We start from the raw sequence: 12,239 nt of genomic DNA on the forward strand, positions 1-12,239 counted from the left end.
CCCCCCTCCCGCACAAGCCTCCCCCTACGACAGCAAGCCCTCCCGCCAACGCCCAGACCTCCCGGCAAACGAATGCACCAGCCCTTGATCGGAAGGCCTAGAAGCTGACGATGAAGGGGCGGCGGCTCTTTTGCCGGGGTCAGGGGATGTGGCTTGACGGGTCACGTCAGGGAGGGGAAGCGCCTATAGGCCAAGGCAGGGAGCCACCCCGAATCGATCAGCTTCTTGCCGCCGATCACCGGGCGGCCAAAATCCAAAGCCGCATTTTTTTGGTTCTTTTTTGGGGCGGCTCAGCCAAAAAAGAACCCCGCCGGGAGGGCTGAAAAAAAACATGGAGGAGCGATGAGCGACGGCTCTTCTTCAGACTTGCTGCAAGGGGAACACGCACACATCCGCGAAGAAGGACATGGAATGCCTTTGGGGCGGCAAGCCCCAAACAATGCCTCTCGCGCCAAAGGCGCACATCCCAAAACAAGAAGCCGCCCCCTGGGCGGCCTTCCTTATTCCTCAAGGCCGGTTGCCCGAAGCGAAAGCCCGCTACTTCTGGTAACGGGCATCACCAAATCCGAGAATCGGATAGAAAACAAAGGGCAGCAGGAAAATCCCGACCCCGAAAATGATGGGCAGGCCGAATTTCTTTGCAATGGCAAAGGAAAGCAGCAGGAGCAGGACGAGGTTGACCACCGGGATGAAGTAGCCGACGAACCAGTACCACTCTTTGCCGCCGATGCGGTTGAGGACCCAGAGGTTGTAAAAGGGGATGAGACATGCCCATCCATATTCGCCTGCTTTTTCGAACATCTTCCACAAGCCGATGACAACGGCGATCAATATGACGAGATAAATGAGAGTGCCCATGTGAAATCCTCCTGCTGACTGGTTAAACCGGCAATCTCTTGCTTCATAGCTTTGCGCGTGAACCAGGTCAACGGGGGGAACTGAAAAAGGGCACGCTCGAAGACGTGGCCTTGAAGTCGGTGCAGAAGGGCTAGAAGCCGTGCTTGCGCAAGTAGTCCATGGTGATGCCGGTTTTGGCCTCGGTCTGCTGGTCGTTCACCCAGGGGGAGACCATGCGTTCCACGTATTTCCCGATGATGTCGGTTTCCATGTTGACCTTGGTGCCGGGCGTCCAGTCGGAGATGGTGGTCATCTTCTGGGTCTCGGGGATGATGTTCACCTCAAGCCAGGTGGGGGCGCATTGGTTGACTGTCAGGCTGATGCCGTCCAGGGTTACCGACCCTTTGGGAATGACGTATTTGCCGTTGGCCGCATCAAAGGTCAGGCGGTAGATTTTCGATTGGCCCGCCGGGCGCACTTCGGCGATTTCGGCCAGGCAGTCCACATGGCCCGAGACGATGTGCCCGCCGAACCGGTCGCCCATGGCCATGGCCCGTTCCAGATTGACGGTGCTCCCTATGCGCAGGCCGCCCAGGCTGGTGACCGACAGTGTTTCTTTACTGGCGTAGCAGGTGAACCAATTGTCACCGTAGGTTTCCACGGTCAGGCAGGTGCCGTTCACGGCAATGGACTCGCCGGGTTCGATGTCAGGCAGGTCGAAGAGTGTGGAGATGCGATAGCGCGTTTCCGCGCCTCTGTTGTCGGCGGCATCGATGCGGCCCATGCCTATGACCAGTCCGGTGAACATAGATAAAACCTCGCTTTAGGCGTTGAATGACGCAGTTGTAACAGTCTGCGGGGCGGGTGTAAATCCGGGATCAGTCCAGGTAGGTGTTCAGGAGTTCCTGATAGGCCGGTCCGGCCTTGACTCTGTCCAGGGCTGACTGGAAGGTCCGGACGATGCCGGGCGGCGTGGCCCGATGAAAGGCATAGTACACGGGAGTTTCGCGCAGGATGAAGACGGTATCGAAGTCCTCCTGCGAAAACCCGTTTCGTTCTGCCATCTTGTGCCAACTCCGCTCTTCGTAGGCCACGAGGTCCAGCCTGTCGTCCATGAGTTTGTCGATGTTCTGCTGCATGTCGGCCACGGGTTCGACCCTGGCGACGTCCCGGTACCCCTGCATCAATGTGTCCGTGATATCGTCACGCAGGGTGCCGACTTTGAGACCGGCGAGATCGCACAGATTGTTCATGGCTATACCGCGCTCCTTTTTGGCGATCAGGACGAACCTGACGACTCGGATGGGGCCTGCCCAGAGGAACTCGTTTTCGCGCTCCACAGTCCTGGCCATGCAGAAAAGCATGGTGAAAGGTTCAAGCCTCAGACGCTGGTATGCCCTGGCCCAGGGCAGAGAAGTTATGGGCTGGTGGGGAATGCCGATCTGGTCCCAGGTCTGTTTGAGCAGATCCACTGCAAGACCCGTGACGGTGCCGTTTTCAGTGTAATTATACGGATAATACTCTTCGGTCAGATAAATGATGTCGGCCAGGGAGCGTTCCTGTGCAGCTGAGGACGACGCCAGACAAACCTGCCCCAGAATCAGACCGAACAGGAGGGAGAGCAGGAAAACGGTTTTCCAGCATGAGCGGATACAGGTTGCCGTGTCGGGGAAAGGGGAATCGTTATGGTAATCCATTTCGAAAAACTCTCAGGAGCGTGTTTTCGTGTAATCGGCAGTTAGTCAAGGTAATGGTTGACCATGTTCCGATAGGCCGGTTTTTGTTTGACAGAATCCAGGGCGTTTTGAAAACGGGCGATCAGCGTGTCCGGGGTTTTTGGGTTGAAGATGATATAGAGGTCTCCCTTGCTCAGAATCCAGATTCTTTTGAAGCGGTCGGCAGGGTATCCCATCTTTTTGGCCGTTGAGAAAAAAGCGTAATCGTCCATGGCCAGAACATCGATTCTACCTGAATCGAGCATCTTGACGCCGCTTTCGATGTGAGCGTTGATGACGGTGTCAAAGCCATGTTTGTCCAGCAGTGACGTCGCCGGGAAGTTCCGAATGGTGCCGATTCTGTATTTGGACAGGTCGTTGTATTCAGCGATGCGAATGTCATTCTGCTTCAGGGAAAAAAGGGAAATTCTGCCTTTGGCGATGGGGCCTACCCATTTGAAATCGGACTCTCTTTCGGTCGTTCGCAAGACGGAAAAGAGCACCGCTTCGGGTTCGGTCTGGACTTTGCTGTATGCCCGTGCCCACGGCATGACTTTGATAGGCTGTTCCGGCACTCCCATCTCTTGCCACATGAGCTTGAGCGTGTTTACGGACAAGCCCGTGAGTATGCCCTTATCCGTGTAATTGTATGGCGCATATTCCTCTGTGAAGTAGACGAACGCAACGGGGTTCTGGGATTGGTCTGCAGAACATGGAGGATCTGTAAAAAAACAGAACAAAAGGACCAGCAGAAAACATATTACCTGCATTACTCAAAACTAGCTAACTGTGTTTGAAATAGCAAGTTCAAGGTTGATAGGCCGGGATCACGTTTCGCGGGGCGGGTGGAGGTTACAAGGGGGCATCCGGGTTTTGAAACAGGTAGACGGCTGTCATGTCGACCAGGGCGTCATAGAGCCGTTCCCGGCCGATGGCTTGGCCGGTGACAGCCACTGAGTGCATGGTTTCCTCAAAGGCATTGGACACGATCCGTGCTGCGGCCTCCAGGTCATCGACCCGGAGATGGCTGCGCAGAGTTTCGAGAAATCGGGTCAGCTTTGCCACCAGTTCGTTGTCCTGCCGTTCGGAGAGTTGGGCAAAATCTTCATCCGTGTAGCGCATGGCAAGCAGTACCCGGAGGAGTTCCGGCGACTGCTTGTGCGATATGTGCCCCAGTTCGACCACACAGCGCATGAGCTCCCGGCCGGTGGTTTTGCCTGCGGACAGGGATTTCAGTTCGGTGAAAACGGAATGGTCGACATTGGCCATGTGCTGGGTGAATATTTCTATAAGCATGGCTTTCTTGTCGGTGAAATAGGCATAGAAGGTACCCACGGACACCCCTGCAGCATTGGCAATTTCCCTGGCAGTGGTCCCCTGGAATCCTTTTTGGCCGAACAGGTCCATGGCTGCATCGACAAGGCGGTTTCGCTTGTCGATGCTCCGGGCCTGTTGCGGTATGCGGACTGTGGTGTCGTTGGTCATTCGTGCGCTCCTTTGAGGGGGGGGATATTCCGCTTGCCGTTTCCCATCAAGATTTCTTTAGCACCGCAGCATGACTGAGGAAAATATTTGGACTGGATTCCCTGACGAATCCTGCACTGACTGAGGCGGACATCTCGGTGTCGAAATGCGCGGGGGATACATGGAATTTCGGTTCCAACAGCAGCAGCCTGCCGCCGGGGCGGACGCACCGGCTCATCTGAAGGAAATAGGTGTCTATGTCTGGCACTTCGTGAACCATGTAGGCTGCAAGGGCAAAGTCCGCAATGGGCAATTCGCCCATGTCGTCGGCCCGGCTTTCCATGGTTTTGATGATTCCGCTCAGGCCTGCCATGGCCGCCTTTTCATTGAGCCGGTTCAGGGCACCTGCCTGGATGTCTACGCCGACGACCGTGCCTGTGTTTCCCACCATTCTGGCCAGTGCCATGGTGAAAAAACCGGTGCCGCACCCCGTGTCCACTACGGTCATTCCAGGTTCCACCATGTGGCCGAAGAGCTTCTTGGGTGGGTGCATCATGCCTCGTACCGGGTTGTCGAGGGTCCATTGCTTGCGCCACGAATACACGTGGTCTCCCTGCTTTTTGTACCCAAAATTCATGTCGGCCTCCTTGTTCTTGTTAAAATATAAATATGAACTCATGTTCATATTGTCAACAAAAAAATGGAGTTTGGCCTGCCAGTGAAAAAGGGGGGGGTCATTTCGAGCGAAGTGTCAGGATGACGTCCGTGCCACAGGCTTCCGTCTTGAGTATGCGGAAGTTCAGGGCCTTGGACATGGGGATATGTTCGCGGCCGGAATAGGCTGCCGGGGCTGTGTCATCGCCCAGGATGCGCGGGGTCACGATGTGAACCAATTCGTCTGCCAGCTTTTGTTCTATGAGGGCCAGTGCGAACTTTCCGCCACCTTCACACAGGGTGTAGTGGCAGTCGCAATCGTATCGCAGCCTTTCGAAACCGTAGGAGAGCGAAAGCCCGCCGGAATGCCCAGGCAGTGGCCAGACAGAGGTGCCGCGCTGGCGCAGCCGGTCGGCGGCCTTGCTTCGTGCGGCTGTGGCGGTGGTCATGAAGATGGCCCGTTCGGGCCGGTCGCGCAACAGGGCGAACCGGGGTGGATCCTCGGGCAGTTTGGAAGTTACCACCACACCGAAGGGCTGGACAAAGTCGGCTTCCAGTCCTTTCTTGCGGCAGGTCAGGCTCGGGTCGTCCGCGTAAAAAGTGTTGCCGCCGATGACCACGGCACCGACCCGTGCGCGCATTTCATGCACCCGGGCAAAGGATTCCGGGCAGGAAACCGGTTCGGGCTTACGCTGGCTGGAGGCGATTTTGCCGTCCAGGGTGGCGGCCATCTTGAGGATGTTGAACGGGGAGTGTGAACGCTGCCAGAGCAGGAAGTCGGCGACGAGGTCCAGGCATGGCTGTTCAAGCACGCCCACCTTTACCTTGATGCCATGTTCAAGGAGTTTTTCCACGCCTCCGGCGGCCACCGGGTTGGGATCGCGGGTGCCCACGACGACCCTGGCGATGCCTGCCTCAATGAGGGCGTCGGTGCAGGGCGGGGTTTTGCCGTGGTGATTGCACGGCTCCAGGGTGACGAACATGGTCAGCCCTTTGGGGTCCACGTCTTTCTTGCGGGCATCAGCCAGACACTTGCGCTCTGCGTGCAGCTGCCCATAGCGGGTGTGCCACCCCTCGGCCACGATCTGATCATCGCGCACCAGCACGGCGCCCACGCAGGGATTGGGGGCCGTGGCTCCCCGGCCTTGATAGGCCAGGTCCACGGCTCGGGCCATGAACAGCTCTTCGCTATTTGAAATCGTCTGTAAAGACATTAATCTCTCCGACTGTTGCGCACGTCTGCCCGGACAGCTCTTGGGACGGTTGTTTCCCGGCCTGTTTTATCTGGTCCATCTAGCATTTCTTGCCAGGAAAGGGAACGGGTGCTCAGCATCTCATGGGGTGTTTATGCCAGCCCATTTCCCATCTGTCTGTCTTTTTGTCCAGAAAGTACAGCCCGTTCCCGCCGCTTTCGGCTTCCGTTGACGGATGGCTGCCGGTGATTTCGTAATGATCGTCATGGATGACGGACATGGAGCCCGATCTCAGGAAGTGGTTCCTGAACGTCGTCAGGGTGGCCTGCTGTCTGCTGTCGGGTGCCCGGCCGGTGACGTGTTGGATATTCATGTCCTGCACGGATGCCGGGTCGCTGCATTCGGCTCTGTTCGCGCACAGGAACGGGAGAAGGCGGCAGGACCCCATGGCGCGAAGGCCAGGCCCGGTTGTGTGCCGGTCGCCACTCGGAAAAGGGAACGCGCCCATGGGTGCGCAAGGTCCCCGGCTAGGTAAAATCGCCTTCCATGAAAACATAGTTCACACCTGCTTCCGCAAGCATCTGCTCGGAAAGTTCGTCTGGATAGTTCTGGGCAAAATAGATGTTCTTCACCTCGCAGTTGATGAGCATCTTGGTGCACAGGATGCACGGTTTCGTGGTGCAGTATATGTCGCACCCCTTGAGGTCCAGGCTGTGAGTGGCGGCCTGGATGATAACATTTTGCTCGGCGTGCAGTCCTCTGCACAGCTCATGGCGTTCACCCGAGGGAATGCCGAGCTGGTCGCGGAGGCAACCAACCTCTTCGCAGTGGGCGATGCCCGACGGCACCCCGTTGTAGCCGGTTGCCAGGATGCGCTTGTCACCAACGGCGATGGCTCCCACGGCGCGGCGGGTGCAGGTGGAGCGCTGGGCCACCAGATGGGCGATGCGCATGAAATATTCGGGCCAGGGGAGTCGGTTGGACATGGAGGTTCCTCATGTGGTCAGGGGTAACGTCAGTTCGGTTCAACTAGCATTTCTTGATAGGAAAGTGAACGGGGGAGTCTCGGGGCCGAATGGCTGTACGCCCGGTCCATGGAGTTGTTTGCGGGAAGGAAATGGAGTCGTCCCGGACCGGGACGAGGGGTTATACGCCTCAACCTTTGCCTGATCCGCAACTTGACCCTTGGAGCGCATCCAGGTTCGGTCCGCCTTTCACCCGGGCGCGGCAGGCGCTCATGATTTTTTCTGTGTTTTCAGATCGGCAGGAGGGGCAGGGCACCGGTTCATCCTGTGAAAAGACAAGTTCCTCAAACTCATTGTCGCAGTTGAGGCAGATGTACTCGTATATGGGCATGTCGTATCCTCTGGAATTCATGGTATGGTCTTGCGAAAATAATGCGTCCGGTCCGGTCGTTGTCAAGGGCCGGGGCTTGCACACCGAATTGCATATGTGCAATATATGCATACGGTGTGTGCAGCCTGTGTGCATTATGCTGCACATATAAAGGTCTTGGCGACAAGTTGTATTTGTGAAAAATCTTATATTTCTGTTGGTTGTGGGTTTGGCACACTCCCTGCTTCATGTAAGTCAAAGAAGATAGGCAAACTCCTCTTCCCGTTTGCATGAACAATTTAATATTTGGAGGCAACACAATGTCCAAGAAAAACATCACAACTTCTGCTCTGGCAATCGCTCTTGTTCTGAGCATGGCCGCATTTGCCGTGGCCGGTCCCGGTTATGGCCGGGGATGCGGCGGTCCCGGTTACGGTCCCAACAGCGCGTATGTCCCGCTGACCCCTGAGCAGCAGGCTGCCGCAGATCAGATTGTTGAAAAGTACGATGCGCAGTTCGACGAATTGCGCGATCAGATGTGGACCAAGCATTCGGTCCTGCAGGCCATGATCAACGGCGGCAACGCTGATGAGAAGAAGATCGGCAAGCTGACATCCGACATCTCGGCCCTGCGCAATCAGATGTGGGACCTGCGCAATGCCATGTCCGCCGAATTGGTCAAGGCGGGTGTCCCTGCCGGAAGAGGCTTCGGTAATTGTCAGGGCTACGGAAGATTCTCCGGCGATGACGACGGCCCCGGTTACGGCAGAGGCATGGGCCAGGGCCGCGGATACGGCCATGGATATGGTCCCGGAATGATGAACTAGACGAGAAATGATTTTCCGTTAACCGGAAAACAGGATATTGCGGGACAGTCGGTCATGTGCGCCGGTTGTCCCGCAAGTTTCAACAGCGTAATCGTGTACGCCGGAGATACGACTGAGTGATGCTGAGGTCGTACAGTCACCCGAGGAGGATTCACTATGTTCCGAAAAATTATATCCCTGACCGCGCTCCTGTCTTTCATCGTCACGCTGATCACCAGCGTGATTCTCTACATTGTTCCCGAGGGCAGGGTGGCCTACTGGGCGGACTGGCATCTGTTGGGCATGACCAAGACGCAGTGGGGGGATACCCACACCACAGTCGGAACGTTGTTCCTCATTGCCTTGCTCCTGCACATTTGGCTCAACTGGAAGCCGCTCATGGCCTATATGAAGAACCGGGCCCGCGAGACTGTGGTCATGACCGCGCCCATGATCATCAGTTTCATTCTGACGTTCGTGGTGTTTGCCGGCACGCTGGCCGGGTTGCCGCCCATGCAGCAGTTGCTCGATCTGGGCGCACAGATCAAGGACGAGGCCACCGAGACCTACGGGAATCCGCCCTACGGCCATGCAGAAACCAGCCCACTCAAGAAATTTTGCGGATTCCTCGGACTGGACGTGGAAAAGGCCCTGGCTTCCCTCTATGCGGCCGGATACGACACGTCCATCAATGAGCAGACCCTGGTGCAGGACATTGCCCGCTCCAGAGGCGTCAGCCCGCAACATGTGTTCGACGCCATCCGTGCCGGGCAGGGCATTAATCCGTTTGAAATGATGCCCCCGCAACCTCCCGAAGGTACCGGCAAGCTGACGATCTCCTCTTTGTGCACGAGTTATGGACTGGATCAGGGCGCAGTCCTGAGCAAGCTCGAGGCCGCCGGCGTGGAAGCCACCCCCGAGAGCACGCTCAAGGACCTTTCCGACACGATCGGAGGCTCGCCCAAGGACCTCTATCTGCTCATCAGGGAACAGTAGCGGTACGCCATGGATGTCGTTCATCCGGACGGACGGGAAAAAGGCCCGCTGGTCGCCCTGGTCCTGGCACTCATCGTGCTGGGACTGGGGAGTCTCTATCTGACGTGGCAGTCCATTGCGCAGCAGCGCAGGATTGTCGAGGATCATATGATCATGACCGGCAATTCCATCCTGCGCGGCGTGGATAACAACATCCTTCGCATTGCCCGCACCGTGCATATGGGCAGCCAGTCGTCCGCACTTTTCCTGGCCATGACCGAAGAGCTGTTCACCGAGCTTGCCAAATCCGAGGACATCGAGTTCGTCACCCTGTTCGGCCTGGACGGGCAGCCCCTGGTCTCCTCGGTCAAGGAGGGCATCCATCCCATATTCAAACTGCCCGACCTGGTGACCAACGATATCGAACCGGGCCGGGCCTGGCACGTCATGGCCGAGGTGAACAAGACGAACGTGCTCATTTCGGGACTTCAGGTGCGGTCTGACATAGCGGCCCTGACCGGACTGGTCCCTCCGGGAGGGCTTAACGGTCATAGCCAAGGTCGCAATCAGGGCCAGGGCCGTGGATTGGGCCGGGGCATGGGGGCGGGCATGATGCATGAAAAAGACGACGCATCGCTTGTCTTTCTTGTGGTGGGTCTCAACGCGGAAAAACACATGCGCCAGTTCAGGCAGTATCGGCAGGCCGCCACCTACCAGACAGGATACGTGTTTCTGGCCGCTGTGGTGCTCTGGTCGCTGGCATTCGCCTATCTGCGGCGCAGAGGTGCCAGTCGGAAGCTGGTCCGCCTTGAGCGGTTCCAGAGCAAGCTTCTGGACAATATGCCCGACGGACTGGTCACCCTGGCCGAAAATGGGGAGGTCATGGCCGCCAATCATTCGGCCAAGAAATTCCTTGCCCCCGAGGGGGACGGGCCTGCGCCCGAGATCATCGGGGCCAACTGGCATGATATCGCCTTTGGCCGTCATGCGGGTGAGAACGGTTTGTCCGTGCCCTATGAGTGGGAGCAGTTCGACTATCAGGGCCGTCAGCTTGAGATTCTGTCCCTGCCATTTCAGGAACACGATGAAGACGCAGCCCCGGAATTGGGGCAGTTGTTGGTTCTTATCCGGGACCGTACCGAGATACGTTCCCTTGAAGAGGATTTGAACGAGGCCAAGCGGCTGGCCGCCATAGGCTCCCTGGCCGCGGGCGTGGCCCATGAGGTGCGCAATCCGTTGAGCGCTTTGCGCGGCTTTGCTCAACTGTTCGCCACCAAGCTCAAGGGGCAGGCCCCGCTGGATCAGTACGCCACGGCCATGGTCCAGGAAGCGGACCGACTCAATCGAGTGGTCACGGACCTGCTCTATCTGGCCCGGCCTCGCCAGCTCGATCCTTCGTATATCGATCTCGCCCTGGTGGGGGACTCGCTCAAGCAGCTCATGCGCTTTGATTTTGCGGACAAGCAGATCGAACCTGAGTTCGACTTCGGGCCGGACCCGGTCTTTGCCGACCCGGACGCCCTCAGGCAGGTGCTGCTCAACCTGATCTCCAACAGTCTCGATGCCATTCACGGGTGCACCGACTGCGACAAGCCCGGACATATCCACCTGACTTCTGTGCGGGACGGCGGCGGAATCTGGATCACCGTGGCCGACGACGGTCCGGGGATGAACCCGGATATTCGCGACGAGGTGTTCAAGCCGTTCGTCACGGGCAAGAAAACCGGCACGGGGTTGGGCCTGGCCATTGTTCAGAACATCATGCGCGCCCATAGGGGGCGGGTGATCATCGAGTCCGAGCAAGGATACGGGACGGAAATGAAACTGTTTTTCCCTGATGTCAATGAAGGCGACAAAGAAGGAACGCATCATGATTGAAGATCGTATTGCCCTCATCGTCGATGACGAACCCGGCCACAGGATGATGGTTCGGGCGGTGCTGGAAGAGGACAGGTGGACCGTCCTTGAGGCTGATTCCGGAGAGCGGGCATTGACGGTGCTGGCCGAGGAGGCCGAGTCGGGAACCTACCCGGACGTGGCCATGGTGGACATGAAGATGCCCGGCATGGACGGGATGCAGCTGCTCAAGGAATTGCAGATCCGCAGACCGAGTATGCCCGTGGTCCTGCTGACCGCGTTCGGCTCCGTGGGCAGTGCCGTGGACGCCATGAAGCGGGGGGCCTTCGACTACCTGACCAAGCCTGCGGACAACGACGAACTGACCGCCGTGCTCGGCAAGGCCTACGAATATCACAAGCTGTTGGACGAAAACGCCCGCCTCAGGGCCGAAGTCGGCAGTGAGCCGGATTTCATCGGCACCAGTCCGGGCATCGAGCGGGTCCGCGATCTCATAGGTCAGGCCGGGCCGTCCGAGGCCACGGTGCTCATCCTCGGGCCGAGCGGAACCGGCAAGGAGCTGGTGGCCGAAGGGCTGCACCGGGCGAGCAACCGGGCGGACAGGCCGCTCATCAAGGTCAACTGCGCGGCCCTGCCCGACGATCTGCTGGAGTCCGAACTTTTCGGCTACGAAAAGGGAGCGTTCACCGGCGCGGTCAAGGACAAACCCGGCCGGTTCCAGTTGGCGGACGGCGGCACGCTTTTCCTGGACGAAATCGGGGAAATGCCCGGCGCGCTTCAGGCCAAGCTGTTGCGAGTCCTTCAGGAAAAAACCATCGAACCCCTGGGATCGGTCAAGACCATCCAGGTGGACACCCGCATCATCGCGGCCACCAACCGCAATCTGAAAAGGGAAGTGGAGGCCGGAAGGTTCCGCGAAGACCTGTATTATCGGCTGGCGGTACTGGAGATCCGTATCCCGCCACTGAACGAACGCAAGGAAGACCTGCCCCTGTTGGTCAGTTTCCTGTTGCGCCGCCTGGGCAACAAGAACAGCAAGATCATCCGCACGGTGACCCCTGCCTTTCTCGACGCCCTGTCCGGGTACGACTGGCCCGGCAATGTCCGTGAATTGGAAAACGTGCTGGAGCGGGCCTTGATCCTGTCCCGTTCCGATGCGCTCGGTACGGACCTTTTGCCGCCCCAGATATCCGGTGCACGTGAGGACGGTATCATGATGGACATGGTGCACATCGTCCCGCCACAGTCCAGTCCGGCCAATCTGGAAGAGGCTGAGAAGCAGGCCATCATTCAGGCCCTGGAAGAGAACGGCAACCATCGCGAACGCACGGCGGACGCCCTTGGAATCAGCCGTCGCACGCTCCAGTACAAGCTCAAGAAATACGGATTGACCCGAAGATGAG

Annotated in this window: 14 protein-coding genes; 4 read left to right on the forward strand and 10 right to left on the reverse strand. The window is 58.0% G+C overall.

Annotated elements, in window-relative coordinates:
• Positions 1–537: 537 nt before the first annotated feature.
• From DWB63_RS09470 to DWB63_RS17550, 10 genes are all read right to left on the reverse strand, one after another.
• Positions 538–858, reverse strand: a complete 321-nt coding sequence (locus tag DWB63_RS09470; RefSeq protein WP_128328594.1) for a DUF5684 domain-containing protein — start codon at positions 856–858, stop codon at positions 538–540.
• Between the two features lie 130 nt (positions 859–988).
• Positions 989–1,645 carry a riboflavin synthase gene (locus DWB63_RS09475; protein WP_128328595.1) on the reverse strand — a complete coding sequence of 219 codons (657 nt, stop codon included), beginning with the start codon at positions 1,643–1,645 and terminating at the stop codon, positions 989–991.
• A gap of 70 nt (positions 1,646–1,715) precedes the next feature.
• The gene (locus tag DWB63_RS09480) at positions 1,716–2,534 is read right to left on the reverse strand and encodes a transporter substrate-binding domain-containing protein (RefSeq protein ID WP_128328596.1); all 819 of its coding nucleotides are present in this window, start codon (positions 2,532–2,534) and stop codon (positions 1,716–1,718) included.
• A 41-nt stretch (positions 2,535–2,575) separates the two neighbouring features.
• Positions 2,576–3,322, reverse strand: coding sequence for a transporter substrate-binding domain-containing protein (locus DWB63_RS09485; protein WP_128328597.1), 747 nt, complete (start codon positions 3,320–3,322; stop codon positions 2,576–2,578).
• 82 nt (positions 3,323–3,404) lie between these two features.
• On the reverse strand, positions 3,405–4,037 hold the full coding sequence (locus DWB63_RS09490) for a TetR/AcrR family transcriptional regulator (protein WP_128328598.1): 633 nt from the start codon (positions 4,035–4,037) through the stop codon (positions 3,405–3,407).
• 46 nt (positions 4,038–4,083) lie between these two features.
• Entirely contained in the window at positions 4,084–4,653 is a 570-nt protein-coding gene (locus DWB63_RS09495; RefSeq protein WP_164879834.1) for a methyltransferase domain-containing protein, read from the reverse strand.
• A gap of 97 nt (positions 4,654–4,750) precedes the next feature.
• Positions 4,751–5,884: a bifunctional diaminohydroxyphosphoribosylaminopyrimidine deaminase/5-amino-6-(5-phosphoribosylamino)uracil reductase RibD gene (gene ribD / locus DWB63_RS09500; protein WP_241648767.1), complete on the reverse strand. Its 1,134-nt coding sequence runs from the start codon at positions 5,882–5,884 to the stop codon at positions 4,751–4,753.
• 112 nt (positions 5,885–5,996) lie between these two features.
• Complete coding sequence (locus tag DWB63_RS09505; protein WP_128328600.1) at positions 5,997–6,236, reverse strand: hypothetical protein; 240 nt, start codon at positions 6,234–6,236, stop codon at positions 5,997–5,999.
• A gap of 154 nt (positions 6,237–6,390) precedes the next feature.
• Positions 6,391–6,849: a cytidine/deoxycytidylate deaminase family protein gene (locus tag DWB63_RS09510; protein WP_128328601.1), complete on the reverse strand. Its 459-nt coding sequence runs from the start codon at positions 6,847–6,849 to the stop codon at positions 6,391–6,393.
• 169 nt (positions 6,850–7,018) lie between these two features.
• Complete coding sequence (locus DWB63_RS17550) at positions 7,019–7,366, reverse strand: zinc ribbon domain-containing protein (RefSeq protein ID WP_347231969.1); 348 nt, start codon at positions 7,364–7,366, stop codon at positions 7,019–7,021.
• A gap of 152 nt (positions 7,367–7,518) precedes the next feature.
• On the opposite strand from DWB63_RS17550, the gene DWB63_RS09520 reads away from it, so the two are divergent.
• The 4 genes from DWB63_RS09520 to DWB63_RS09535 all read left to right on the forward strand — a co-directional run bounded on the left by DWB63_RS09520 (position 7,519) and on the right by DWB63_RS09535 (position 12,238).
• Positions 7,519–8,025 carry a periplasmic heavy metal sensor gene (locus DWB63_RS09520; RefSeq protein ID WP_164879835.1) on the forward strand — a complete coding sequence of 169 codons (507 nt, stop codon included), beginning with the start codon at positions 7,519–7,521 and terminating at the stop codon, positions 8,023–8,025.
• A gap of 156 nt (positions 8,026–8,181) precedes the next feature.
• Entirely contained in the window at positions 8,182–9,000 is an 819-nt protein-coding gene (locus tag DWB63_RS09525; RefSeq protein WP_128328603.1) for a DUF4405 domain-containing protein, read from the forward strand.
• 9 nt (positions 9,001–9,009) lie between these two features.
• On the forward strand, positions 9,010–10,857 hold the full coding sequence (locus tag DWB63_RS09530) for an ATP-binding protein (RefSeq protein WP_128328604.1): 1,848 nt from the start codon (positions 9,010–9,012) through the stop codon (positions 10,855–10,857).
• The gene (locus DWB63_RS09535; RefSeq protein ID WP_128328605.1) at positions 10,850–12,238 is read left to right on the forward strand and encodes a sigma-54 dependent transcriptional regulator; all 1,389 of its coding nucleotides are present in this window, start codon (positions 10,850–10,852) and stop codon (positions 12,236–12,238) included. Before DWB63_RS09530 ends, DWB63_RS09535 begins: the two co-directional genes overlap by 8 nt.
• Position 12,239 lies beyond the last annotated feature (1 nt).

It is taken from the genome of Pseudodesulfovibrio sp. S3, from assembly GCF_004025585.1.
Lineage (GTDB): Bacteria > Desulfobacterota > Desulfovibrionia > Desulfovibrionales > Desulfovibrionaceae > Pseudodesulfovibrio.

Excerpts from the sequence above, each read along its gene's own strand:
- DWB63_RS17550 (WP_347231969.1), bottom strand. The coding sequence starts at position 7,366 with ATGTGCAGCATAATGCACACAGGCTGCACACACCGTATGCATATATTG.
- DWB63_RS09505 (WP_128328600.1), bottom strand. The coding sequence starts at position 6,236 with ATGAATATCCAACACGTCACCGGCCGGGCACCCGACAGCAGACAGCAG.
- DWB63_RS09475 (WP_128328595.1), bottom strand. The coding sequence starts at position 1,645 with ATGTTCACCGGACTGGTCATAGGCATGGGCCGCATCGATGCCGCCGAC.
- DWB63_RS09495 (WP_164879834.1), bottom strand. The coding sequence starts at position 4,653 with ATGAATTTTGGGTACAAAAAGCAGGGAGACCACGTGTATTCGTGGCGC.
- DWB63_RS09510 (WP_128328601.1), bottom strand. The coding sequence starts at position 6,849 with ATGTCCAACCGACTCCCCTGGCCCGAATATTTCATGCGCATCGCCCAT.
- DWB63_RS09470 (WP_128328594.1), bottom strand. The coding sequence starts at position 858 with ATGGGCACTCTCATTTATCTCGTCATATTGATCGCCGTTGTCATCGGC.
- DWB63_RS09520 (WP_164879835.1), top strand. The coding sequence starts at position 7,519 with ATGTCCAAGAAAAACATCACAACTTCTGCTCTGGCAATCGCTCTTGTT.
- DWB63_RS09485 (WP_128328597.1), bottom strand. The coding sequence starts at position 3,322 with ATGCAGGTAATATGTTTTCTGCTGGTCCTTTTGTTCTGTTTTTTTACA.
- DWB63_RS09480 (WP_128328596.1), bottom strand. The coding sequence starts at position 2,534 with ATGGATTACCATAACGATTCCCCTTTCCCCGACACGGCAACCTGTATC.
- DWB63_RS09530 (WP_128328604.1), top strand. The coding sequence starts at position 9,010 with ATGGATGTCGTTCATCCGGACGGACGGGAAAAAGGCCCGCTGGTCGCC.
- DWB63_RS09525 (WP_128328603.1), top strand. The coding sequence starts at position 8,182 with ATGTTCCGAAAAATTATATCCCTGACCGCGCTCCTGTCTTTCATCGTC.
- DWB63_RS09535 (WP_128328605.1), top strand. The coding sequence starts at position 10,850 with ATGATTGAAGATCGTATTGCCCTCATCGTCGATGACGAACCCGGCCAC.
- ribD (WP_241648767.1), bottom strand. The coding sequence starts at position 5,884 with ATGTCTTTACAGACGATTTCAAATAGCGAAGAGCTGTTCATGGCCCGA.
- DWB63_RS09490 (WP_128328598.1), bottom strand. The coding sequence starts at position 4,037 with ATGACCAACGACACCACAGTCCGCATACCGCAACAGGCCCGGAGCATC.